The 22,858-nt window shown below is 70.8% G+C and carries 20 protein-coding genes and 2 tRNA genes; 18 read left to right on the forward strand and 4 right to left on the reverse strand.

Annotated elements, in window-relative coordinates; all coding sequences use genetic code 11:
* Positions 1–9 precede the first annotated feature (9 nt).
* The 6 genes from FM119_RS06350 to serA all read left to right on the forward strand — a co-directional run bounded on the left by FM119_RS06350 (position 10) and on the right by serA (position 6,277).
* Positions 10–1,824: an acetolactate synthase large subunit gene (locus FM119_RS06350; protein ID WP_087136841.1), complete on the forward strand. Its 1,815-nt coding sequence runs from the start codon at positions 10–12 to the stop codon at positions 1,822–1,824.
* 2 nt (positions 1,825–1,826) lie between these two features.
* Complete coding sequence (gene ilvN / locus FM119_RS06355) at positions 1,827–2,336, forward strand: acetolactate synthase small subunit (protein WP_179205242.1); 510 nt, start codon at positions 1,827–1,829, stop codon at positions 2,334–2,336.
* A gap of 62 nt (positions 2,337–2,398) precedes the next feature.
* Positions 2,399–3,427, forward strand: coding sequence for a ketol-acid reductoisomerase (gene ilvC, locus FM119_RS06360; protein WP_087136843.1), 1,029 nt, complete (start codon positions 2,399–2,401; stop codon positions 3,425–3,427).
* A 115-nt stretch (positions 3,428–3,542) separates the two neighbouring features.
* Positions 3,543–4,163 carry a hypothetical protein gene (locus FM119_RS06365; RefSeq protein WP_087136844.1) on the forward strand — a complete coding sequence of 207 codons (621 nt, stop codon included), beginning with the start codon at positions 3,543–3,545 and terminating at the stop codon, positions 4,161–4,163.
* A gap of 20 nt (positions 4,164–4,183) precedes the next feature.
* Positions 4,184–4,594, forward strand: coding sequence for a hypothetical protein (locus tag FM119_RS06370; RefSeq protein ID WP_143822639.1), 411 nt, complete (start codon positions 4,184–4,186; stop codon positions 4,592–4,594).
* Positions 4,595–4,687: 93 nt separating this feature from the next.
* Positions 4,688–6,277, forward strand: coding sequence for a phosphoglycerate dehydrogenase (gene serA, locus FM119_RS06375; RefSeq protein WP_087136846.1), 1,590 nt, complete (start codon positions 4,688–4,690; stop codon positions 6,275–6,277).
* Here the strand turns inward: serA and FM119_RS14330 are convergent.
* A complete protein-coding gene (locus tag FM119_RS14330; RefSeq protein ID WP_179205243.1) occupies positions 6,274–6,831 on the reverse strand; it encodes a TetR/AcrR family transcriptional regulator in 558 nt (185 codons plus the stop codon). The two genes, serA and FM119_RS14330, sit on opposite strands and share 4 nt — an antisense overlap.
* Positions 6,832–6,902: 71 nt before the next feature.
* On the opposite strand from FM119_RS14330, the gene FM119_RS06385 reads away from it, so the two are divergent.
* The 7 genes from FM119_RS06385 (at position 6,903) to FM119_RS06415 (ending at position 14,142) form a co-directional block, all read left to right on the forward strand.
* Positions 6,903–8,456: an MFS transporter gene (locus FM119_RS06385; RefSeq protein ID WP_179205244.1), complete on the forward strand. Its 1,554-nt coding sequence runs from the start codon at positions 6,903–6,905 to the stop codon at positions 8,454–8,456.
* Positions 8,457–8,493: 37 nt separating this feature from the next.
* Positions 8,494–9,564, forward strand: coding sequence for a 3-isopropylmalate dehydrogenase (locus tag FM119_RS06390; RefSeq protein WP_087136849.1), 1,071 nt, complete (start codon positions 8,494–8,496; stop codon positions 9,562–9,564).
* A gap of 5 nt (positions 9,565–9,569) precedes the next feature.
* A complete protein-coding gene (locus FM119_RS06395; protein WP_218778731.1) occupies positions 9,570–10,691 on the forward strand; it encodes a branched-chain amino acid aminotransferase in 1,122 nt (373 codons plus the stop codon).
* Complete coding sequence (locus FM119_RS06400) at positions 10,688–11,443, forward strand: fumarylacetoacetate hydrolase family protein (RefSeq protein ID WP_087136850.1); 756 nt, start codon at positions 10,688–10,690, stop codon at positions 11,441–11,443. Before FM119_RS06395 ends, FM119_RS06400 begins: the two co-directional genes overlap by 4 nt.
* Before the next feature lie 108 nt (positions 11,444–11,551).
* Positions 11,552–13,072: a glutamate--tRNA ligase gene (gene gltX / locus FM119_RS06405; protein WP_087136851.1), complete on the forward strand. Its 1,521-nt coding sequence runs from the start codon at positions 11,552–11,554 to the stop codon at positions 13,070–13,072.
* On the forward strand, positions 13,069–14,037 hold the full coding sequence (locus FM119_RS06410) for an NAD(P)/FAD-dependent oxidoreductase (protein WP_087136852.1): 969 nt from the start codon (positions 13,069–13,071) through the stop codon (positions 14,035–14,037). Before gltX ends, FM119_RS06410 begins: the two co-directional genes overlap by 4 nt.
* Positions 14,038–14,070: 33 nt before the next feature.
* Positions 14,071–14,142 (forward strand) — tRNA-Gln (locus FM119_RS06415).
* A gap of 67 nt (positions 14,143–14,209) precedes the next feature.
* On the opposite strand, the gene FM119_RS06420 is transcribed toward FM119_RS06415, so the two are convergent.
* Positions 14,210–14,764: a helix-turn-helix domain-containing protein gene (locus tag FM119_RS06420; RefSeq protein ID WP_087136853.1), complete on the reverse strand. Its 555-nt coding sequence runs from the start codon at positions 14,762–14,764 to the stop codon at positions 14,210–14,212.
* Between the two features lie 68 nt (positions 14,765–14,832).
* Between FM119_RS06420 and FM119_RS06425 the strand changes: the two genes are divergently transcribed.
* Complete coding sequence (locus tag FM119_RS06425; protein WP_087136854.1) at positions 14,833–16,410, forward strand: FAD-dependent oxidoreductase; 1,578 nt, start codon at positions 14,833–14,835, stop codon at positions 16,408–16,410.
* A gap of 78 nt (positions 16,411–16,488) precedes the next feature.
* On the opposite strand, the gene FM119_RS06430 is transcribed toward FM119_RS06425, so the two are convergent.
* On the reverse strand, positions 16,489–17,139 hold the full coding sequence (locus tag FM119_RS06430; protein WP_087136855.1) for an MBL fold metallo-hydrolase: 651 nt from the start codon (positions 17,137–17,139) through the stop codon (positions 16,489–16,491).
* Positions 17,140–17,403: 264 nt separating this feature from the next.
* On the opposite strand from FM119_RS06430, the gene FM119_RS06435 reads away from it, so the two are divergent.
* The 4 genes from FM119_RS06435 to FM119_RS06450 all read left to right on the forward strand — a co-directional run bounded on the left by FM119_RS06435 (position 17,404) and on the right by FM119_RS06450 (position 22,103).
* Positions 17,404–19,275 (forward strand): alkaline phosphatase, encoded by a 1,872-nt coding sequence (locus FM119_RS06435; protein ID WP_087136995.1) that lies wholly within the window; start codon positions 17,404–17,406, stop codon positions 19,273–19,275.
* 112 nt (positions 19,276–19,387) lie between these two features.
* Entirely contained in the window at positions 19,388–20,452 is a 1,065-nt protein-coding gene (locus FM119_RS06440; protein ID WP_087136856.1) for a hypothetical protein, read from the forward strand.
* A gap of 85 nt (positions 20,453–20,537) precedes the next feature.
* Positions 20,538–20,610: transfer RNA gene (locus FM119_RS06445), tRNA-Glu, on the forward strand.
* A 467-nt stretch (positions 20,611–21,077) separates the two neighbouring features.
* A complete protein-coding gene (locus FM119_RS06450) occupies positions 21,078–22,103 on the forward strand; it encodes a TerC family protein (protein ID WP_087136857.1) in 1,026 nt (341 codons plus the stop codon).
* A 126-nt stretch (positions 22,104–22,229) separates the two neighbouring features.
* On the opposite strand, the gene FM119_RS06455 is transcribed toward FM119_RS06450, so the two are convergent.
* On the reverse strand, positions 22,230–22,613 hold the full coding sequence (locus FM119_RS06455; RefSeq protein WP_087136858.1) for a DUF488 domain-containing protein: 384 nt from the start codon (positions 22,611–22,613) through the stop codon (positions 22,230–22,232).
* Positions 22,614–22,858: the final 245 nt, after the last annotated feature.

The following is a 22,858-nucleotide window of genomic DNA, read 5'->3' on the forward strand; positions in this document are numbered from 1 at the left end:
CACTGCTCTATGTCTTTGGAACACCAGACCGCAAAGCTGCCGTCGGACGTCGCGGCCTCACGGAAGAACGACAACGTCAGGATGACGGGAGCGAGCGCTGTGCTCCGCTCGCTCGAGCTCCTCGGCATCGACGATGTCTTCGGGCTGCCCGGCGGCGCGATCCTGCCGGTGTACGACGCGATGACCGACGTCCAGGACCTGCGGCACGTCCTCGTGCGGCACGAGCAGGGCGCGGGACACGCGGCCGAGGGCTATGCGTCCGCGTCCGGACGCGTCGGCGTCTGCATCGCCACGAGCGGGCCCGGCGCGACGAACCTCGTCACGGCCATCGCCGACGCCTACATGGACTCGGTCCCTCTCCTGGCGATCACCGGCCAGGTCTTCTCCACGCTCATGGGGACGGACGCGTTCCAGGAGGCCGACATCGTCGGCATCACCATGCCGGTGACGAAGCACTCGTTCCTGGTCACCCGCGCGGAGGACATCCCCGCCACGCTCGCCGCGGCGTACCAGATCGCCAGCACGGGCCGCCCCGGCCCGGTGCTCGTCGACATCACCAAGGACGCCCAGCAGGCGGAGTTCGCCTTCTCCTGGCCGCCGAAGGTCGAGCTGCCCGGCTACCGTCCGGTCACGAAGGCCCACGGCAAGCAGATCCAGGCCGCGGCCCAGCTGCTGGTCGAGGCGAGCAGGCCCGTGCTCTACGTCGGCGGCGGCGTCGTGCGGTCCGGGGCCGCGGAGGAACTGCGCCAGCTGGCCGAGTCGACCGGCGCACCCGTCGTGACCACCCTGATGGCGCGGGGCGTGTTCCCCGACTCGCACCGTCAGCACCTGGGCATGCCCGGCATGCACGGCACGGTCCCCGCCGTGCTCGCCCTGCAGGAGTCGGACCTCATCGTCTCCCTCGGCGCCCGCTTCGACGACAGGGTGACCGGCAAGGCGGAGCTGTTCGCGCCGAACGCCAAGGTCGTCCACGTCGACATCGACCCGGCCGAGATCTCCAAGATCCGTTTCGCGGACGTGCCGATCGTCGGAGACGCCAAGGACGTCCTCGTCGACCTCGACGCGGCGTTCACGGCGACCGCGAGGCAGGGCAGGGCGGACACCTCCGCCTGGTGGGAGCACCTCACCGAGCTGAGGGAGCAGTTCCCCCTCGGCTTCGCCCCGACCAGCGACGGCCGGCTGTCCCCGCAGCACGTCATCTCGCGCATCGGCGAGCTGACCGGCCCGGAGGGGATCTTCGCGGCAGGCGTCGGCCAGCACCAGATGTGGGCGGCGCAGTTCATCTCGTACGAGCGCCCCAACTCCTGGCTGAACTCGGGCGGGGCGGGGACCATGGGCTACGCGGTCCCGGCCGCGATGGGCGCCAAGGTCGCCGAGCCCGAACGGACCGTGTGGGCGATCGACGGCGACGGCTGCTTCCAGATGACCAACCAGGAGCTGGCCACCTGCTCGCTGAACAACATCCCGATCAAGGTCGCCATCATCAACAACTCCTCGCTGGGGATGGTGAAGCAGTGGCAGACGCTCTTCTATGACGGGCACTACTCGCACACGGAGCTCAACACCGGCCAGGAGTCGGTGCGCATCCCCGACTTCGTCAAGCTGGGCGAGGCGTACGGCTGCCTGGCGATCCGCGTCGAGCGCGAGGACGAGGTCGACGCCGCGATCGCCCTGGCGCTGGAGACGAACGACCGGCCCGTCGTCATCGACTTCGTCGTGTCCAAGGACGCGATGGTCTGGCCCATGGTCCCCCAGGGCGTGAGCAACAGCTTCATCCAGTACGCCCGCGAGAACGCCCCCGCCTTCGACGACGAGGAGATCTGAGCATGAGTTCCCACGTCCTGAGCCTCCTCGTCGAGGACAAGCCCGGTCTGCTCACCCGCGTCGCGGGGCTGTTCGCCCGTCGCGGCTTCAACATCGAGTCGCTCGCCGTCGGCAGGAGCGAGATCCAGGGCCTGTCGCGGATCACCGTCGTGGTCGACGTCGACGACTTCCCGCTCGAGCAGGTGACGAAGCAGCTGAACAAACTCGTCAACGTGATCAAGATCGTCGAGCTGGAGTTCGACCAGTCGGTGCAGCGGGACCACCTGCTCATCAAGGTCAGGGTGGACAACACCTCGCGCTCCGCCGTGCTCGAAGCGGTGAACCTGTTCCGCGCCCGCGTCGTCGACGTCGCCACCGACGCCCTCGTCATCGAGGTCACGGGCGACAGCGGCAAGACCGCCGCCTTCCTCAGGGTGCTCGAACCCTATGGGATCAAGGAGATGACGCAGTCGGGGCTCATCGCGATCGGCCGCGGCTCGAAGTCCATCACCGACCGCGTCTTCAAGAACTGACCCGAGACCACGACCACCGGCGCCAGCCGGGACCGAACCTCAACAACAAGGAGAAACCAACCGTGACTGAGATTGTGTACGACCAGGACGCCGACCTCGCGCTCATCCAGGGCAAGAAGGTCGCCGTCATCGGATACGGCTCGCAGGGCCACGCGCACGCGCTGAACCTCCGCGACTCGGGCGTCGAGGTCGTCATCGGCCTGAAGGACGGCTCGAAGTCGATCGCGAAGGCCGAGGAGGCCGGCTTCACGGTGAAGAACGTGGCCGACGCGTCCGCCTGGGCCGACGTCATCGTGCTGCTCGCTCCCGACCAGTTCCAGCGCACCATCTACGCCGAGTCGATCGAGGGGCAGCTCTCCGCGGGCAAGGCCCTGGTCTTCGGCCACGGCTTCAACATCCGCTTCGGCTACATCCAGGTGCCCGAGGGCGTGGACGTCTTCATGGTCGCGCCGAAGGGCCCCGGCCACACCGTTCGCCGCGAGTACGAGGCCGGCCGCGGTGTTCCCGTGATCGTCGCCGTCGAGAAGGACGCCTCCGGCTCGGCGTGGGGTCTGGCCTGGTCGTACGCGAAGGCGATCGGCGGCCTGCGTGCCGGTGGCATCAAGACCACCTTCACGGAGGAGACCGAGACCGACCTGTTCGGCGAGCAGGCCGTGCTCTGCGGTGGCGTCTCGCAGCTCGTCCAGTACGGCTTCGAGACCCTGACCGAGGCCGGCTACCAGCCGCAGATCGCCTACTTCGAGGTGCTGCACGAGCTCAAGCTGATCGTGGACCTCATGTGGGAGGGCGGCATCGCCAAGCAGCGCTGGAGCGTCTCCGACACGGCCGAGTACGGCGACTACGTCTCCGGCCCGCGTGTGATCGACCCGCACGTCAAGGAGAACATGAAGGCCGTCCTCGCGGACATCCAGTCGGGTGCCTTCGCGAAGCGCTTCATCGACGACCAGGACAACGGCGGCGCCGAGTTCCTGGAGCTGCGCGCCAAGGGTGAGGGCCACCCGATCGAGTCGACCGGTCGTGAGCTTCGCCGGCTCTTCTCCTGGAACGCCTCGAACGACGACGACTACACTGACGGCAGCGTCGCGCGCTAGTCATCGCGTCGACGCCTCGGGCCCGCGACCTCGGTCGCGGGCCCGAGGCATGTCTGCGGGGACACGCGTCCGGGGCGTCTGCCGGCACGACAGACCGCCGCAGTAGCATGGGGGCATGGCAGATCCAGACGACGACGCCCTCAGCTGGGCCGGCGACGAGGACCAGACCACGGCCAGACGCCCCCGTCCCGCCGCGGGTTCTCCCGTTGCCCCTGCGGCGACGGAGCGCGGCACCGCCGCGGAGGAGATCCCGTCCCGCACCGCGGCCCCGTCCAGCGGTGCGTCCGCGGCGGGTCCGTCGTCGACCGGGACCGCCGGCGTCGTGAGCCCCGAGGTGTGGCCGTCCCGCGCGGAATCCGCCAGTGCCGTGCCCTCCGATGCCGTGTCCTCCGGTGCCGGACCCGACGCCGCGACGCCGTCCGCCCCGGCAGCGGGGGAGTCGCGCGGCCAGGCGAGCTCGGCCGTCCTGATCAGCGTCGGCGTCATCGCGGGCATCTACCTGCTCTACACGATCGGCTGGTACGCGAGCGCCACCCGTGTCATCACGGTCGACGGGCTCAACCCCGTCGAGGCCTTCATGGCGACGCTCGGCGGGGTGTTCGCCGTGGCGGCGCCGGCGCTCTGGGCCGCGGCGGTCAGCTGGCTGGGCCGGCGGCGCAGCATCGGCTGGCGGCTCGGGCTGCTCGCCGTCGGTGTCGTTCTGCTCGTTCCGTGGCCGTTCGTGGTGCAGTCGTGACGGAGAGGCAGGGGGGTCCCGTGGAACACAGGCGAGCAGGCTCGGCGGCGGCAGCACCCGGCGCAGACGACGAGGTGCGCGTGGAGGGCGCCTCCGGGGCCACGGCTCGACGCTTCGGCGTCCTGGACATCGTCCTCGCGATCCCCTTCGGCCTGCTGCTTGCCTACGACGTGTTCGAGGCGATCGGGAACCTCATCGGCGGCCTCAGCCTCGCCGGTTCCCTCGACACGACGCTGTCCCCGATCGGCTGGGCGGCGCTGATCCTCGGGGTCGTCGCGCCGGTCGCCCTGTTCCTCCTCGCCGCGATCCTCGGCAGGGGGAGGGACCTGCTCGCCCGTGTGCTGCTCTATCTGGCCGCCCTCGGCCTCAGCGCGGTCATCGGACTCAACATCCTCGGGCAGTTCGGCTCGATGGTCTCCCTGCTGGCCTGACCGGCCCGAGCCGCGTGGCGCTGCACTAGGGTGGGGGTACGCGCTCCGAGGGTGCAGCGTGCCACCACATCGACAGTCTCGAAGGGTACACCCGTGTCACAACCGGTCGTTCTGATCGCTGAACAGCTCTCACCCGCCACCATCGATGCCCTCGGGCCGGACTTCGACGTCCGCTCGGTCGACGGCACCGACCGCCCCGCACTGCTGTCGGCCCTGGCCGAGGCCGACGCCATCCTCGTCCGATCGGCGACGCAGGTCGACGCCGAGGCGATCGCCGCCGCCCCGTCCCTCAAGGTCATCGCCCGCGCGGGCGTCGGGCTCGACAACGTCGACATCAAGGCGGCGACCACCGCCGGCGTCATGGTCGTCAACGCTCCGACGTCGAACATCATCTCGGCCGCCGAGCTCACCGTCGGCCACATCCTCAGCCTCGCCCGGCACATCCCCGCGGCAGACCGCTCGCTCGCGGACGGCCAGTGGAAGCGCTCCGCCTACACCGGCGTCGAGCTGTATGAGAAGACGGTCGGCATCATCGGCCTCGGCCGGATCGGTGCGCTCATCACCGCGCGTCTGCAGGCCTTCGGCGTGAACGTCGTCGCCTACGACCCCTACGTGACGTCGGCGAGGGCGCAGCAGCTGGGCGTGACGCTGCTCGGGCTCGACGAGCTGCTGTCGACATCGGACTTCGTGACCATCCACATGCCCCGTACGCCGGAGACGCTCGGCATGATCGGCGAGGCACAGCTCAAGCTGATGAAGCCCACCGCCTTCGTCGTCAACGTCGCGCGCGGCGGCCTCGTCGACGAGGAGGCGCTGTTCCAGGCGCTGACGGACAAGACGATCGCGGGCGCGGGGCTCGACGTGTTCGTGTCCGAGCCGCCCACCGGATCGCCGCTGCTCGGCCTGCCCACCATCATCACCACGCCGCACCTGGGCGCCTCCACGAACGAGGCGCAGGAGAAGGCCGGGGTGTCGGTCGCACGCTCGGTCAGGCTGGCGCTCGGCGGCGAGCTCGTCCCTGACGCGGTCAATGTCGCCGGCGGTGCGATCGACCCGTACGTGCGCCCCGGCATCCCGCTCGTCGAGAAGCTCGGCCAGGTGTTCGCCGCGCTCGCGACGGCGTCGCTGACGAGCGTCGACGTCGAGGTGCACGGTGAGCTCAACGACTACGACGTGAGCGTGCTCAAGCTGGCCGCGCTCAAGGGCATCTTCACCAACATCGTCAGCGAGTCGGTGTCGTACGTCAACGCGCCGCTGCTCGCGGAGCAGCGCGGCGTCGAGGTCCGGCTCATCACCGACTCCGACAGCGACGAGTACCGCAACGTCATCCGTCTGCGCGGTGCGCTCAGTGACGGAAGCCAGATCTCGGTCGCGGGGACCCTGACCGGAACCAAGCAGGTCGAGAAGATCATCGAGGTCAACGGCTACGACGTCGAGGTCCCGATCGAGCAGCATCACATCGTGATGCTCTACACGGACCGTCCCGGCATCGTCGCGCAGTTCGGCCAGGCCCTCGGTCAGGCTGAGATCAACATCGCGGGCATGCAGATCGCCCGGCGTTCGGCTGGGGGACAGGCGCTCGGCGTCCTGACCGTCGACTCCTTCGTCGACGACGAGATCCTCGACGGCGTCGGCCAGGCGATCGGCGCGTCCGTGGTCAAGCGGATCACGATCACCGACTAGTCGCCGGAGCGCGCCACGCTGGCGCCGGCCCTCCCGAGTGCGCGGAGGACCGGCGCCAGCTCCGTCTCCGTCACCGTCACGCCCGTGCTGGCCAGCGAGTACAGGCCGTCGGCGGCGACGGCGACGAGCGTGGCCAGGTCGGTGTCTCCGGTGGCCTCGGTGAGGACGTCGAGCCAGCGTCGGCGCATGCGCTCGACCGCCTCGGCCGCCTGGGCGTCCGGCAGCTGGGCGAGGCGCATCGTCGCAGCGATGGCGTAGTCGTAGCTGGAGTCCGTCACGATCGAGGAGCGCAGGAAGTAGGCGACGGCGCCGTCGGGCGCGGTGCGGATGGTCGCGATGTCCTCGTCGACCATCCGGTCGAGCCGGTCGAGCATGCCCTCTGTGAGAGCAGCCTTGCTGGGGAAGTGGTAGAGCAGCCCTCCCTTGGACACCTCCGCGTCCCTGGCCACGGCGTCGAGGGTGGCCGCTCTCTCCCCGTGGTCGATGATGAGCTCCTGGTAGGCGTTCAGGATCCGATCGCGGGTCGCCGCGCTGTCCCGGGGGTGATCGTTCATGTGCTCATCCTTCCACGGTTGATCCTTACCGTCCAGACGGTATAGTAGTGGCGACCCCGAAAGGAACTCCCGTGTCTCAGCGCGCGTCGATACCGACCTCATCAATCACCATCCCCTCCCGGGCAGGGCTGAGGGAATGGCTGGCGCTCACCGTGCTCATGCTGCCGGTGCTGCTCGTCTCCGTCGACAACACCGTGCTGCACTTCGCGCTCCCGGAGATCTCCGAGGAGCTGCGCCCGAGCGCGAGCGAGCTGCTGTGGATGGTCGACATCTACCCGCTCATCCTTGCCGGACTGCTCGTGTCGATGGGGAGCCTCGGCGACCGGATCGGACGCCGCCGGCTGCTCCTGATCGGTGCGACGGGCTTCGCCGCCGTGTCCATCGTGGCGGCGTTCGCGCCGAGCCCCCTCGCGCTGATCGGGGCGCGTGCCGCGCTCGGCTTCTTCGGTGCGATGCTGATGCCCTCCACGCTGTCGTTGCTGCGCAACCTCTTCCTCGACGCCCGCCAGCGCCGCCTCGCCATCGCGGTCTGGGCCTCCGGTTTCGCGGCCGGAAGCGCCTTGGGCCCGATCGTAGGCGGCCTGCTCCTCGAGCACTTCTGGTGGGGGTCGGTGTTCCTGCTGGCGGTCCCCGTCCTCGTGCCGCTTCTGGTCACAGCCCCGTTCCTGATCCCCGACTCGAAGGACCCGCACCCGGGGCCCGTCGATCCGGTGTCGATCGTCCTGTCGCTGCTGGCGATGGTGCCCCTCGTGTACGCCATCAAGGAGTTCGCCTCCGAGGGGGTGACCGCGGCCGTCATCGCGAGCGTGCTCGTCGGCACGGTGTCCGGCGTGCTCTTCGTGCGCCGTCAGCTGCGCCGGCCCTCGCCGATGCTCGACGTGCGGCTGTTCCGACTGCCGCAGTTCTCCTCGGCCATCCTCGTCAACCTGCTCAGCGTCGTGGCGCTGTCCGGCGGGCTCCTGTTCATCACGCAGCACCTGCAGCTCGTGCTGGGGCTGAGCCCCATCCAGTCGGGGCTGGTCATGCTGCCGGGGCTGGTCACGATGATCCTCGCCGGTCTCCTGGTCGTGCCGATCGCCGGCCGCATCCGACCGCGCTTCGTCATCCCCGTCGCGATGCTGTTCACGATCTCCGGCTACCTGATGGTGGCGCTGGCCGGCGTCGAACTGAGCCAGACGGACATCCTCGTCGCCTTCATCCTGCTGGGGCTCGGAATCGGCGCGGCCGAGACCGTGTCCAACGACCTCGTGATCGCCACGGCCCCCGCCAGCAAGGCCGGCGCGGCCTCCGCCGTGTCCGAGACCGCCTACGAGCTGGGCTCTGTGCTGGGGACCGCCGTGCTCGGCACCGTGCTGATGAGCGCCTACCGGCAGAACGTCGTCCTGCCCGAGGGGCTGACCGCCGCGGACCAGGCGGCCGCGGGGGAGACCCTCGGCGGGGCGGTGAGCGTCTCGCAGGGCCTCGGCGGCGAGGCAGGTGCCGAGCTGCTGCACTCCGCGCAGCTGGCCTTCGACAGCGGCATCGCCCCGACGGCCGCCATCGGTGTCGCCGTCGTGGCGGCGGCGGCGGTCATCGCCTTCCTCGGCCTGCGCCGGGTGGGGCTGGACGGCGCCAAGCACGAGTAGGCTGGGGGAACACACCCACCCACCGCACGGAGCGTTCATGTCACGTGAGTTTTCCCTGGCCGTCGTCGCCGGCGACGGCATCGGCCCCGAGGTCACCGCAGAGGCGCTGAAGGTCCTCGACGCGGTCACGGCGGGATCGCCGGTCTCGATCCGCACGACCGAGTACGCGCTCGGCGCCGGGCGCTACATCGAGACGGGGGATGTGCTCACCGACGAGGACCTCGCGGCACTCACCGGGCACGACGCCATCCTCCTGGGCGCGGTCGGCGGTGTGCCGGGCGACCCGAGGCTCGCCGCCGCCAACATCGAGCGCGGGCTGCTGCTGAGGCTCCGTTTCAGCCTCGACCACTACGCCAACGTCCGGCCGACTCGCGTGTACCCCGGCGTCGCCTCGCCCCTGGCCGACGCCGGCGACGTGGACTTCGTCGTCGTCAGGGAGGGCACCGAGGGACCGTACGTGGGCAACGGCGGGACCATCCGTCAGGGCACCCCGCACGAGGTCGCGAACGAGCTGAGCGTGAACACCGCCTACGGCGTCGAGCGTGTGGTGCGCTATGCCTTCGAGACGGCGACCCGTCGCCGCAACCGGCTGACCTGGGTGCACAAGACGAACGTGCTGACGAACGCGGGGGCGCTGTGGCGCCGGATCGTCGACGCCGTCTCCGCCGAGTACCCCGGCGTCGCGGTCGACTACCTCCACGTCGACGCGGCGACCATCTTCCTCGTCACCGACCCCGCCCGTTTCGACGTCATCGTCACGGACAACCTCTTCGGCGACATCCTCACCGACCTCGCCGGCGCGATCAGCGGCGGCATCGGCCTCGCGGCATCGGGGAACATCAACCCCGACGGTGCGTTCCCGAGCATGTTCGAGCCGGTCCACGGCTCTGCGCCCGACATCGCCGGGCAGCAGAAGGCGGACCCCACCGCGTCGATTCTGTCGCTCGCGCTGATGCTCGACCATCTCGGGCTCGCGGACGAGGCGAAGCGGGTGACCGACGCGGTCACCACGGACATCGCCCGACGACAGGGCGCACCCAGAACGACCAGCCAGATCGGCGACGCCATCGCGGCGCTCGTGTCCGATCCGGCGACCACCCTCAGCTAGGACACATGATGAGCACAACAGACCGCACCGCCTTCCGCCGCGAGCTCCACCCCACCCCCGTCGACGCCGCCGAGCGCGAGCGGATCCTTGCCAACCCCGGATTCGGCGAGCGCTTCACCGACCACATGGTGGTCGTCGACTGGAACGTCGATGGCGGCTGGACGGACGCGCGCGTCGTCCCCTACGGCCCGCTGAGCCTCGACCCCGCATCGAGCGTGCTGCACTACGGTCAGGAGATCTTCGAGGGGCTCAAGGCCTACCGTCACGCGGACGGTTCGGTCTGGACCTTCCGGCCGCAGAAGAACGCGGAGCGCCTGCGTCGCTCCGCCCACCGGCTCGCGCTGCCCGAGGTTCCCGAGCACGTCTTCCTCGACACCCTGCACGAGCTCATCGCGGTCGACGGCGCCTGGGTCCCCAGCGCACCGGAGACGAGCCTGTACATCCGCCCGTTCGAGATCGCCACCGAGAGCTTCCTCGGTGTGCGCGCGGCGCAGAGCGTCGGCTTCTTCGTCATCGCCTCCCCCGCGGGCGCCTACTTCACGGGTGGTGTCGCGCCCGTCGACATCTGGCTGGCGACCGAGTACTCGCGTGCCGGCCGCGGTGGAACGGGCGCGGCCAAGTGCGGCGGCAACTACGCGGCCTCGCTCCTGCCGCAGCAGGAGGCCTACGCCAACGGATGCCAGCAGGTGCTGTTCCTCGACGGCGAGACCCACTCCCGGATCGACGAGCTCGGCGGGATGAACATCTTCTTCGTCCGCAGCGACAACACCCTGGTGACGCCGGAGCTGACCGGTTCCATCCTCGAGGGCGTCACCCGCGACAGCGTGATTCAGCTCGCCAAGGACAGGGGCATGTCCGTCGAGGAGCGGGAGGTCACCATCGACGAGTGGCGCGACGGCGTCGCCGATGGCTCCATCACCGAGGTCTTCGCCTGCGGGACGGCGGCGGTCATCACCCCCATCGGACAGCTGAAGAGCCCCGACTTCACCATCGGTGCGCCCGGTCAGGAGCCGGGCGAGGTCACCATGTCGATCCGCGACGAGCTGACCGGCATCCAGTACGGCCGCGTCGCCGACCGCCACGGCTGGCTGTACCGACTCGACACCGACACGGAGGACGCACGATGAAGATCGCCCGTTTCTCGCACGCCGACGCGATCCTGTTCGGCATCCTCGACGACGAGGAGCTCGTCGTCCTCGACGGAGACCCCATGGTCGGTGGTTACGAGCCGACCGGAGAGCGGGTCCCCCTCGCGGACGTCCGACTGCTCGCACCGGTGATCCCGCGGTCCAAGGTCGTCGCCGTCGGCAAGAACTACCGCGAGCACGCGGAGGAGATGGGCGGTGAGGCCCCGGGCGAGCCGCTGCTGTTCCTCAAGCCGAACACCTCGATCATCGGCCCGAACGACCAGATCGTCCTGCCGTGGCAGTCCGGTCAGGTCGAGTACGAGGGCGAGCTGGCGATCGTCATCGGCCGCGTCGCCAAGAACGTCCCGCCCGAGCGGGCCGCCGAGGCGATCTATGGTTACACCGTCGCCAACGACGTCACCGCCAGGGACCTGCAGCGCGCCGACGGTCAGTGGACGAGGGCGAAGGGCTTCGACACCTTCTGCCCGATCGGCCCGGTCATCGAGACCGAGCTCGAGGGGGACGCAGTGCTCCAGACGCGGCTGAACGGCACCGTGGTGCAGCAGGCGCCGGTGACCGACATGGTCCACGGGATCGCCGCGATCGTCGCCCACGCCTCGTCGGTGTTCACCCTGCTCCCCGGCGACATCATCCTGACCGGCACCCCTGCCGGTGTCGGGCGGATCGCCTCGGGCGACCGCATCGACGTGACCGTCTCGGGGATCGGGACCCTCACCAACACCGTTCGCTGAGCGGCCGGCGGCGAAGGTCGCGGATGGCGCCGAGGGGGTGGACACCCCGTCGGCGCCGCGTCGTTCCCCACGGTCCTCGCGGTGCGCGGGCACTAGACTGGTGGCAGTATGTCTGACTCACGTGACTTCCCCTTCTCCACCGCGACCGGCTCCGACGTGCGGGTCCGCTTCTGCCCCTCGCCGACGGGCACGCCGCACGTCGGCCTGATCCGCACGGCGCTGTTCAACTGGGCCTACGCCCGGCACACCGGCGGAAAGCTCGTGTTCCGCATCGAGGACACCGATGCCGCGCGCGACAGCGAGGAGAGCTTCCAGCAGATCCTCGACGCGCTCGGCTGGCTCGGCCTCGGCTGGGACGAGGGTGTCAACGTCGGGGGCCCGCACGAGCCGTACCGTCAGTCGCAGCGCTCCGACATCTACGACCGTGTGATCGCGCAGCTGATCGAGTCGGGCAACGCCTACGAGTCCTACTCGAACGCGGAGGAGATCGACGCGCGCAACACGGCGGCCGGCCGGCCCACGCAGCTCGGCTACGACAACTTCGACCGCGGGCTGACCGCCGCGCAGCGCGAGGCCTTCCGTGCCGAGGGCCGCGAGCCGGCGATCCGGCTGCGGGTGCCGGACGAGGACATCAGCTTCACCGACCTGGTGCGCGGCGACATCACCTTCCCCGCCGGGTCGTTCACCGACTTCGTCATCGTCCGGCCGAACGGGAAGCCGCTGTACACGCTGGTGAACCCGGTCGACGACGCGCTGATGGGCATCACCCACGTGCTGCGTGGCGAGGACCTGCTCTCCTCCACGCCGCGGCAGATCGCCCTGTACCGCGCGCTCATCGACGCGGGCGTGACCACCTTCGTGCCGCGGTTCGGCCACCTGCCCTACGTCATGGGCGAGGGCAACAAGAAGCTGTCCAAGCGTGACCCCTCCTCGAACGTGTTCCACCACCGCGACCGAGGCTTCATCCCCGAGGGTCTGCTCAACTACCTCTCGCTGCTGGGCTGGTCGCTGTCCGCCGATCGCGACGTGTTCAGCCGTGACGAGCTCGTCGCGGCTTTCGACGTCGTCGATGTCAACCCCAACCCCGCCCGCTTCGACCTGAAGAAGGCCGAGTCGATCAACGGGGACCACGTGCGTCTGCTCGACCCGGAGGACTTCCGCGACCGGCTGGTCCCGTACCTCGTCGACGGCGGGGTGCTGCCGGCCGAGCCGACCGCCGCCCAGCTCGAGGTGCTGACCGCGGCCGCCCCGCTGGTGCAGGAGCGGATGACGCTGCTCGGCGAGGCGCCGGGCCTGCTCGGGTTCCTTTTCGTCTCCGATGCCGAGCTGGTGACCGACCCTGCCGCGCGCGACTCGCTGCCCGCCAACGCGGCGGAGGTGCTCGCCGCGGCCCGTGGTGCACTCGACGGGCTGGTCGGGACCGGCTGGGTCGCAGCCGACATCCAGCGCGTGCTCGCCGAGGCCCTGGTCGACGGCCTCGGCCTCAAGCCCCGCGTCGCCTATGGCCCCCTGCGTGTCGCGGTGAGCGGTCGGAAGGTCTCGCCTCCGCTGTTCGAGTCGATGGAGATCCTGGGAGCGGACAGCACCCTGGCCCGCATCGACGCCCTGGCCGCGTCCCTGACGGCATGACCGGCGCGCCCGAGCGGGTCGACGTGGTCGTCGTCGGCGGGGGGCCCGCGGGGCTGTCCGCCGCGTTGACGATCGTCCGCTCCGGCCTGACCGTGCGCGTGCTGGACGCGAACCGGCCGCGGCACGCAGCGACGCTGCTCTCGCACGGCTTCCTCACGAGGGACGGCATCCCGCCGAGCGAGTTGCGCCGGATCGGCCGCGAGCAGCTGGAGGAGTATGCGGATGCCGCGGTGTCGTTCGCGGCGGTGGCCTCCGTGGACGACGCAGGCGACGGCGAGGGGTTCCGGGTGCGTGCGACCGGCGTCAGGGGAGAGCCCGACGTCGATCTGCACGCGGACCGCGTGTTCGTCGCGACGGGGCTGCGCGAGGTGCTGCCGCGTGTTCCCGGGCTGCGTGCCTACTACGGGACCGCCCTGCACAGCTGCTTCTCCTGCGACGCCTACGAGAAAAGGGGTCTCGACCTCGCGCTGATCGGCACCGACGACGGCATTGTCGACCGTGCGCTGCTCATCGCCTCCGTCGCGCGCAGCGTGACACTGTTCCCGCACGACGCGGCCGTCGGCGCCGAGGCGCGTGTCGTCCTGTCCGAGGCCGGCGTCCGCGTCGTCGACGGACAGATCGCCGCCCTGGAGGGGGACAGGGGCGGCATGACGGGCGTCCGCGTCGGGGAGGAGCTGCACCCGCTCACCGCGGGCTTCGTCGTCCCCCGATTCGAGACGGGCCTCGAGTGGCTGGACGGCGTGTCCTGCGACCGTGACGGGGACGGCCTGATCGTCGTCGACGGCTTGGGCAGGGCCAGCCGCCGTGGCGTGTACGCGGCCGGCGAGGTGACCCGCTCCGGACCCTCGCAGCTGATCGTGGCGGCGGGGGAGGGCGCGCGCGCCGCGGCGACGCTCGTCCGCGACCACGTGCTCGGCGACGCGCCCGGCGGAGGTGGTTTGGCGGGCGGTCCGGCCGTGCGCTAGAGTTGTTTTCTGGTTGAGCTGCTGCTCGATCATTGGGGTATGGTGTAATTGGCAACACGGCGGTTTCTGGTACCGTTGTTCTTGGTTCGAGTCCAGGTACCCCAGCACATTGCTCCTCCGTTCCTTCGGGATCGGGGGAGTTTTTCGTGTCCGGGCACCGAGCGGTTGGGCCTTACTCGCCGAGGGACTGCAGGTGCATCCGCTCGCCGGTCTCGTTGAACATGCTGATCACCTGCGCGGGGGAGGACCCGACGGCGTGCATCGCGTGCGGGAGTCGCGTGTCGAACTCGGCCGCCTCGCCGCGGCCGAGCACCACGTCGGCGTCGCCCACCCGCAGCCGCAGCCGACCGCTGAGGACGTACAGCCACTCGTGCCCGTCGTGGCTGCGCAGCTTCGGCGGTTCCGTGCCCGGCGGGTAGCTGATCTTGTAGCTGTGCACGGGCGACTGCTCGTGGGTGAGGGGCGCGATGACGTGCCCGTCCCTGCGTGTCACCGTGCGGCGCACCCGCGGGTCGTGCTGCTCGTCGCGGACCAGCACGTCCAGGCTGAGGTCGAGCGCCGCGGCGACCGGCACGACGAGCTCGAGGCTCGCCTGCCGCTTGCCCGCCTCCAGGCGGGACAGCGTGCTCGTCGAGATCCGCGTCCGTGCGGAGAGCTCGTCGAGGGTGAGCCCGGCGGAGACACGCGCCTCCCTCAGCCGCCCCCCGACCCGGTGCAGCGCGCCCATCGATACTCCTCGTTGCTGATCTGGCAAATCTGATTGCTGTTCGGACAGTCTGTCACGACCATTGGGCCATGCACACATCGACTCTCGACGTCATCATCATCGGCGGCAGCGTGGCCGGCCTCAGCGCGGCTCAGATGCTCGGCCGGGCGCGGCGGAACGTGCTCGTCATCGACGACGGAGCGCCGCGCAACCGTTTCGCCTCGCACATGCACGGGGTGCTGGGGCTGGACGGCACCCCGCCCGCCGAGCTCATCCGCCGGGGGAGGGACGAGGCGAGCGGCTACGGCGTCCGGTTCCGGACGGGCAGGGTGCTCTCCGTCGACGAGGACGCCGGCGGCGGGGCGATGCTCGTCCGCCTGGAGGGTGCGGAGATCATCACGGCGCGCACCGTGCTCCTGGCGACAGGCATCGACGACGTCCTGCCCGATCTGCCCGGACTGCGCCGGCGGTGGGGCCAGACGGTGCTCCACTGTCCTTACTGTCACGGCTGGGAGGTGAGGGAGCGGCCGCTCGCCGTGCTCGGCACGGGGGCTTCGTCACCACACCAGGCGGAGCTGCTGCGGCAGTGGAGCGACGACGTCACCTTCTACACCGACGCGGCCGGTGAGCTCGCCGCCGACGTCCGCTCGCGGCTCGCCGCCCGGGGGGTCGAGCTGCGGCCGGAGCGGGTCGTCGCCATCGAGGAGTCGGGTTCCGGGGGCGATGCCGAGGGGCTCGTCGTGGTGACAGCCGAGGGGGCGCGGCGGGAGTTCACCGCGCTGTTCGCGGCGTCGTCACTCCGGCCGCGCGACGAGGCCGTCCGCGGAATCACTCTGGAGCGCACGTCGGAGCAGGGCGTCCCCCTCCTCGCCGTCGACGCGGGAGGGCGGACGTCGCATCCGCTGCTGTGGGCTGCGGGGAACGTCGTCGCCCCGATGCTCGCGGTGCCGGGCGCGATGGGCGCGGGGGCGGCGGCCGGGGCGTCCATCAACAGGGAGCTGGTCGCCGCCGACGGGCGGGCGGCGGAGGCCGATCGCGATCCGGAGGCCTTCTGGGAGGACCGCTACCGCGGTGCACGAGCCGTGTGGTCGGGAGAGGTCAACGCCGCACTGGCGGCCGTCGTCGCGGGTCTCGCGCCCGGTCGCGCGCTCGACCTGGGCTGTGGCGAGGGCGGCGACGCACTCTGGCTCGCCGATCGCGGCTGGTCGGTGACCGGCGTCGACCTCTCGGCGAGCGCCGTCATGCGCGCCGAGGAGGAGGCGTCGCGCCGGGGCCGTGGCGACGTCACGTTCGAAGTCCGCGATCTGGACGGTCCGCTTCCGCGCGTCGAGGGTGGCTGGGATCTCGTCACGGCGGCCTTCCTGCACTCGCCGGTGCGCCTCGACCGACTCGACGTGCTGCGCCGTGCGGCATCGGAGCTCGCGGTCGGCGGACGTCTCGTCGTCGTCTCCCATGCGGCACCGCCGCCCTGGGCTCCGCGGCACGGTGGGCACCTCCGGCTGCGCTCCGCCGCCGAGGATGCGGCGGAGCTCGCGCTGGATCCGGCGGAGTGGATCGTCGAGAGGGCCGAGGACAGGCCACGCGCGGTCACGGCCCCCGATGGTGCGGCCGCGGAGGTGCTCGACGGCATCGTCGTCGTCCGGCGCCTCGGCCGGACGGGCCACTGAGCCGCTGAGCCGCCGTGCGCGTCGGAGTCCCCGTCAGGGCGGGCCGATCCCACCGTGGGGTGAGACGCGACGGCAGCCTCAGCTCGCGTCGAGGCTCAGCGTGTCGCCCGCGCTGAGCGGCAGGTACTCGCCACCGCCGAGCTCGGTCGCCCAGCGGAGCCGGTCGTTCGCGAGGGCGAGCCCCGCCTCCGACAGCACGGCCTCGTGGATGGGGAAGCACCGCTCGGGTGCCACCGCCAGGACGTAGTCGATCGCCTCCGAGATCTTCAGCCAGGGGGCTCCGGCCGGCGCGGCGAGGACGGGCACAGTCGTCGGGGGAACCTGGAGGGAGTCCCCCGGGTGGTACACGAGCCCGTCGACCAGCACGCCGACGTTGTCGATCCGCGGGATCGAGGAGTGGATCAGTGCGTGGACGCCGCCGTGGAACTCGAGCCGGAACCCGTTCGCGGTCACCTCGTCGCCGGGGCCGACCCGGTCGACGTCGATCCCGGCCTCCTCCGCGGCCGCGACCACCCCGGCCGGACCGAGGATCCGCAGGGACGGGGCGGTGGCCGCGATGCCGGCGATCTGCTCGGGCGTCCAGTGGTCGGGATGCAGATGGGTGATCACGATGACGGCCGGCCGGGTGACGTCCTCGATCGGCGGCGTGAACCCGCCCGGATCGATGATCAGCGTCGCGTCGTCGTTGTCGAACCGGAGCGTCGAGTGGCCGAGCTTAGTCATGAGCATGCCTCGATTGTCCGCCGCCCGCCCCGCGCCGGCAAGGGCGTCACCCCGGCGCGGCGGTGCTTTCGTCGGTCACCGGCCGGGTCGTCGTCCCGCTGTGCCGGCTTTCGGCGCGCGAGCCGCCGCCGTTCACTGCCCCGTCACCGGACCGACCCCTCCGCGCCACCGGAGGGTCGGCACGTCGTCATCCCCTGCCGGGAGCGTGGACGGTGCCCCCCAGTCGGGGGGAGCCGACACCCATGTGAAATGAAGACGGAAGAGGAGACCATGTCCACCACCCCGCTCGGGCGCCGATCGCGCCTGATCGTCGCCGGAACCATCACCGGCCTTGTCTGCGGCGGAATCCCCGCCCTGGGCGCGGCCGCCGCACCGGGGGAGCCGCGCACCCCGAAGAACGTCATCGTCATGATCTCCGACGGCGCCGGGTACAACCAGTTCGACGCCGCCCGGCTCTTCGAGACCGGCGAGTCGTACCGCCAGGTCGCGGTCGACCCGGCAACCGGAGCGGTGGACCGCGTCCCCGGCACGCCCAGCCAGGTCTACGACTCCTACCCGGTCCAGGTGTCGCAGTCCCACTACTCGGCCTCGGGTCGCGCCGCGTACACAACCGAGGACGCCTGGGGTGACTTCGACTGGGTGGCGTCGGGCGCGACCGACTCGGCCGCGGCAGGAACGGCGCTCGGCACCGGTGTGAAGACGAACAACGGCGTCCTCGGCCACGACGCCTCGGGCGAGCGCCTGCTCACCGTGGGCGAGCAGGCGAAGGAGGTCGGCAAGAAGGTCGGGCTCGTCACCTCGGTCACCTTCAACCACGCCACCCCGGCCGGCTTCATCGCGCACAACCCCGACCGGAACGACTACCACGGCCTCGCGACCGAGATGATCGACAGCGGTGCCGACGTGATCATCGGTGCCGGCCACCCGGAGTACACCGACGCCAACGAGAAGCGCGCGGCGCACTTCGGCTCGGGGTCGTGGATCTCCGAGTCCGACTTCACCCGGGTCTCCACCGGGCAGACGCCCTTCGAGTACATCGAGGCGGCCGCCGACTTCGCCTCCGTCGCGGCGGGTGAGGACGTGCCGGACAAGCTCTTCGGCCTCGCCCGCACGGCCGAGACGTTCCAGTACAACCGTCCGGGGCTGGACAACGACAAGGCGACGCCCTTCACCGACCCGCTCAACGAGGATGTGCCCAGCCTGGCGACCTCGGCCCAGGCGGCTCTCAACGTGCTCGAGAAGGACGACGACGGCTTCTTCCTCATGGTCGAGGGCGGTGCCGTCGACTGGGCGGGGCACGCCAACCAGACCACGCGTCTGGTCGAGGAGCAGGTCGACTTCAACAGCGCCGTCGAGCAGGTTGACGCCTGGGTGGAGAAGAACTCCAGCTGGGACGAGACCCTCGTCGTCGTGACGGCTGACCACGAGACCGGGTACCTCTCCGGCCCCGGCGCCGACCCGAGCTGGACGCCGCTGACCGGTGAGAAGGGCGCGCTGCCCGAGGTGTCCTGGTCCTCCGGCGGTCACACGAACGCGCTCGTGCCGTTCTTCGCGAAGGGTGCCGGCTCCGAGCTGCTCGCGGCGCGCTCCGACAGCTGGGACGTCGTCCGCGGCGCATACCTGGACAACACCGACGTCGGAGAGGTCGTCTTCGACATCCTCGGCCACCCCGATGCCGCCGAGGACTCCGTCGCCCTCGAGGCCACCGTCCCCTCCGTCACGCCGGGCGGCGAGCTCAGCCTCGCCGTCGGCGGCGGGGGAGAGCCGGTCGCCTTCCACGGGGGCACCACGGCGCAGAGCGCGACGCTTCCCCGGGTCTCGGTCTCCGACACCCGCAACGAGGCGCAGGCGCAGGGCAAGGGCTGGACGGTGTCCGGACGGGCGAGCGACTTCACGGCCGGGAACAGGAGCTTCGGCGCGGACCGCCTGAGCTGGCTCCCGCAGGTCGTCGCCTCCGACTCCGGCGCGGCCGCGGGATCGCGTGCCTCGCTCGGCGCCCCGAGCACCCTCGCCGAGGCGGACCGTGTGACCCGCGTCGGCACGACCGTTGTCGGTGCAGCGCTGGACCTGTCGATCCCCGAGGACGCCAGGAGCGGACGGTACGGCAGCGAGGTCACGCTCACGCTGTTCCCGAAGGACTAGCCCGATCGGGCCGCCCCGCGTCGGGGCGGCCCGCCCGGCCGTCACGCGCGGACCGCGACGGCCGGGACCCGGCGGGGCGACCCGCCATCGACACCGAGAGCAGAGAACACCCATGACCACGAGCACCGAACGCCCACTCGCCCCCGTCGGGCCGGGCCTGCCCCGGGCGGAACGCCCCCGTCGCCGTCGTGCCACGCCGCGTGCGCTGGTCACGGCGGCCGTGCTTCTCGCCGGAGGACTGCTGACACCGACGGCGGCGACCGCCGTCTCCGCGGAGGAGGTCCGCTGGTCTGCCGTCCCCGTGGCGGAGGACGGCGAGCAGTCCCGGATATCGCTCCGTCACTCGGTCGACCCCGGCGGACGGGTCAGCGACGGCATCGCGGTGAGCAACCACGGCGCCGTTGACGCGGTCTTCACCGTGGCAGCCGGCGACGGGATCGTCGGCGACGACGGGGCCTTCGACATCTCCGCGGGCGAGCAGGAGGGTGCGGGCGCCTGGACGAGTGTCGGCGACGGCACGGCTCCCGGCGAGCAGATCGAGGTCCCCGTCGCCGCAGGCGAGAGCGTCGTGGTCCCCGTGACGGTCGAGGTGCCGACGAACGCGACGCCCGGGGACCACCCCGGTGGAGTGGTGGTGGCGCTCGCCGGTTCGGGGGAGCAGGTGAGCGTGACCCATCGCGTTGGCGTCCGGCTGCATCTGCGGGTGAAGGGGGACGTCGCACCCCGACTGGAGACGGCGGACACGAGCGTGACGTTCACTCCGGCGTGGGTGCCGTTCGCCCCCGGAACGGTGCGGATCGTGACGACCGTCGGCAACGTCGGCAACGTCCGTCTCGCTCCCGCGCTCACCCTCACGGCGACCGGGCCGTTTGGCTCCGTGCCACTCGAGGCGGCGCTGCGGGCGGACGAGGTGCTTCCGGGAGGGACGGCCGTGCTCAGCGGCGAGGCGGAGGCCTGGCCGCTGCTGCTCCTGTTCGGCGATCTCGAGCTCAGCGGCAGCGCGGTCGGCGACGATGAGGTCACCCCTCCCGCGGTGCACTCCGAGTCCGTTCTGGTCCCCGCGGTGTCGTGGACGGGACTGCTCGTTCTGCTGCTCGCCGCCGGCGCGGTCGTCCTCCTCGCTCGCCAGCGCAGGGCTCGGCGGGTAGGCTCGGCCGTGACGGAGCGTTCCGAATGACTCGCGCGCACGGCGACACGCCGCGCTCGGGAGCGGATTTTGTCGCCCGAGAAACGCTGTGACATACTCATCTTGTTGCAAACGCGGCCCCATCGTATAGCGGCCTAGTACGCCGCCCTCTCACGGCGGTAACGCGGGTTCGAATCCCGCTGGGGTCACCGCGGAAAGCCCCGGACATTGTGTCCGGGGCTTTCGTCGTGTCCGGGGCTTTCGTTGTGTCCGGAGGCGTCTCGGACACCGAGCCGGGGGAACGACGGCATCGCCTCTGCGAAGGACGGAGCCGGCCCGGACGGGGAGGCGTCGCCGACCTCATCCCCGACCACGAACGACGCGTCCCCCGCGACGGAGGGCGTCGGGCACCCGCCGACGTCGTCTCGGCGTGGATGGACTCCGACCGGCACGGGGTCAACTTCCTCAACCCCGACGACGCCGACATCCGCGGCCCCGATCCCGCGGTCGGCGGCGTGTGGTGTTCGGCTATGCTGGCCAACGCGAGAGGGAGTATCCCTGAAGTTCTCGAATCGTCAGCACGGGCCCTCGGACCCCGGTTCGGACGCGGAGTCACCGCGGGAGAGACTCTCGGGCACCGACGGCAGCCACTGCCATACCCCGAGAAAGGCACTCCATGCACCCCGCTCTGCCCGCGTGGTTCGAGATCGGCTCGATGATCGTCCTGGTCCTGGTCCTGCTCTTCGACCTGCTCTACGTGGTCAAGCGACCCCACATCCCCTCCATGAAGGAGGCGACGGCGTGGGTCGTGTTCTATGTGGGGCTGGCGCTCGTCTTCGCGCTGCTCATGCTCTGGTTCGCCGGCGGCGACTTCGCCGGACAGTTCCTGGCGGGCTGGCTCACCGAGTACAGCCTCTCCATCGACAACCTGTTCGTGTTCATCGTGATCATGTCGTCGATGTCGGTGCCGCGGAAGTACCAGCAGGAGGTGCTGATGGTGGGCATCATCATCGCCCTCATCCTCCGCGGGATCTTCATCCTCGCCGGCGCCGCCGTGATCGAGCGGTTCTCCTGGATCTTCTACCTCTTCGGCGCGTTCCTGCTGTACACGGCGTGGAAGCAGGCGTTCGGCAAGGATGACGAGGGGGAGGGCGACTCCAAGGTCACCGCGTTCCTGCGCCGTCGGCTCAACGTGGCCGAGGAGTTCGACGGCAACAAGCTGCGCACGACGATCGGCGGCAAGCGCTACTGGACGCCCATGCTCCTGGTGTTCATCACCATCGGTGCGACCGACTTCCTCTTCGCCATCGACTCGATCCCCGCCATCTTCGGGATCACGCAGAGCCCGTTCATCGTGTTCACGGCCAACGTGTTCGCGCTCATGGGGCTCAGGCAGCTGTACTTCCTGCTCGGCGGGCTGCTCGAGCGCCTCATCTACCTGCACTACGGCATCGCGTTCATCCTCGGCTTCATCGGAGTGAAGCTGGTCCTGCACGCCCTCGAGGTCAACGAGCTCGGCTTCATCAACGGCGGTCAGCCCGTCCCCGTCCCCCACATCGACACGTGGACGTCGCTCATCGTCATCATCGGTTCGATGGCCGTCGCGACGGTCGCGAGCCTCGTCGTGTCGCGGCGCAGGGAGCGTGCAGGCGTGGTGGGCGACTCGTCGGGTTCGAGCGGATCCGGCGGCGACGCCGACTGAGGTCGGCCAGGAGGTAGGCGGCACCGGGCCTCGGCAGGCAGACGGCCGACGGCAGGCCACGCGTCGGTTCGGGTCGAGCGTCGGCGAAACGGGAGGACCGGGGGCGTGCGTGGGCCGTGCGGGGGCTCAGGCGTGCGGCGCGTCGGAGTCCTCGGTGAGGACCGACGCGAGAACCGCCGCATCGCTGATGTCGACGGCGCGGGCGGAGGTCAGCAGCACGACAGGTCCCTCAGCCCGCAGCGAGCGCAGCCGAGCGAGCGCGTCTGCCTGCTCGCCCGAGCCCAGCTCCGTCCGGTACCGGGAGGAGAACTCCGCGAAGAGCGCGGGATCGTGCCCGTACCAGCGCCGCAGTTCCGTGCTCGGGGCGATCTCCTTGAGCCACAGTCCGAGCGCGGCGTGTTCCTTGCGCACCCCGCGTGGCCACAACCGGTCGACGAGGACCCGTGTCCCCGCCGTCGAGTCCGGGTTGTCGGAGACCCTCGCGACCGTGACCGCCGGCGCCTCGTTCATTCCGCTCCCGTCCGCTGACCCCGCGGCGGGCCCGCACAGGGAACGATACGCCGCGGCCGGGACGGTGTCCGGTCGCCGGTGGTCCGCCGTTCTTCCCCCCGGCCCGCGAACGCTGTCCGTCGCGGGCGCGGCCGCGTCGACGGAGCCGGTACCGGACGTCGCGTCGCCGAACACGGGACGGGGGAGCGGTCGCGAGGGGGTGCTCGAGACGGGGCGCGCGGCGCGAGGGCGGCATGGGCAGGTGT

This window comes from Mycetocola reblochoni REB411, from assembly GCF_900163835.1.
In the GTDB taxonomy this organism is placed as follows: Bacteria; Actinomycetota; Actinomycetes; order Actinomycetales; family Microbacteriaceae; genus Mycetocola_B; species Mycetocola_B reblochoni.

What these genes read in the sequence shown, in the direction of transcription:
- FM119_RS14330 (WP_179205243.1), bottom strand. Translation starts at nt 6,831, where the DNA reads ATGAACGATCACCCCCGGGACAGCGCGGCGACCCGCGATCGGATCCTG.
- FM119_RS06410 (WP_087136852.1), top strand. Translation starts at nt 13,069, where the DNA reads ATGACCGGCGCGCCCGAGCGGGTCGACGTGGTCGTCGTCGGCGGGGGG.
- FM119_RS06350 (WP_087136841.1), top strand. Translation starts at nt 10, where the DNA reads ATGTCTTTGGAACACCAGACCGCAAAGCTGCCGTCGGACGTCGCGGCC.
- FM119_RS06400 (WP_087136850.1), top strand. Translation starts at nt 10,688, where the DNA reads ATGAAGATCGCCCGTTTCTCGCACGCCGACGCGATCCTGTTCGGCATC.
- FM119_RS06365 (WP_087136844.1), top strand. Translation starts at nt 3,543, where the DNA reads ATGGCAGATCCAGACGACGACGCCCTCAGCTGGGCCGGCGACGAGGAC.
- gltX (WP_087136851.1), top strand. Translation starts at nt 11,552, where the DNA reads ATGTCTGACTCACGTGACTTCCCCTTCTCCACCGCGACCGGCTCCGAC.
- FM119_RS06390 (WP_087136849.1), top strand. Translation starts at nt 8,494, where the DNA reads ATGTCACGTGAGTTTTCCCTGGCCGTCGTCGCCGGCGACGGCATCGGC.
- FM119_RS06430 (WP_087136855.1), bottom strand. Translation starts at nt 17,139, where the DNA reads ATGCTCATGACTAAGCTCGGCCACTCGACGCTCCGGTTCGACAACGAC.
- FM119_RS06395 (WP_218778731.1), top strand. Translation starts at nt 9,570, where the DNA reads ATGATGAGCACAACAGACCGCACCGCCTTCCGCCGCGAGCTCCACCCC.
- FM119_RS06450 (WP_087136857.1), top strand. Translation starts at nt 21,078, where the DNA reads ATGCACCCCGCTCTGCCCGCGTGGTTCGAGATCGGCTCGATGATCGTC.
- FM119_RS06420 (WP_087136853.1), bottom strand. Translation starts at nt 14,764, where the DNA reads ATGGGCGCGCTGCACCGGGTCGGGGGGCGGCTGAGGGAGGCGCGTGTC.
- FM119_RS06455 (WP_087136858.1), bottom strand. Translation starts at nt 22,613, where the DNA reads ATGAACGAGGCGCCGGCGGTCACGGTCGCGAGGGTCTCCGACAACCCG.
- FM119_RS06435 (WP_087136995.1), top strand. Translation starts at nt 17,404, where the DNA reads ATGTCCACCACCCCGCTCGGGCGCCGATCGCGCCTGATCGTCGCCGGA.
- FM119_RS06440 (WP_087136856.1), top strand. Translation starts at nt 19,388, where the DNA reads ATGACCACGAGCACCGAACGCCCACTCGCCCCCGTCGGGCCGGGCCTG.
- ilvN (WP_179205242.1), top strand. Translation starts at nt 1,827, where the DNA reads ATGAGTTCCCACGTCCTGAGCCTCCTCGTCGAGGACAAGCCCGGTCTG.
- FM119_RS06425 (WP_087136854.1), top strand. Translation starts at nt 14,833, where the DNA reads ATGCACACATCGACTCTCGACGTCATCATCATCGGCGGCAGCGTGGCC.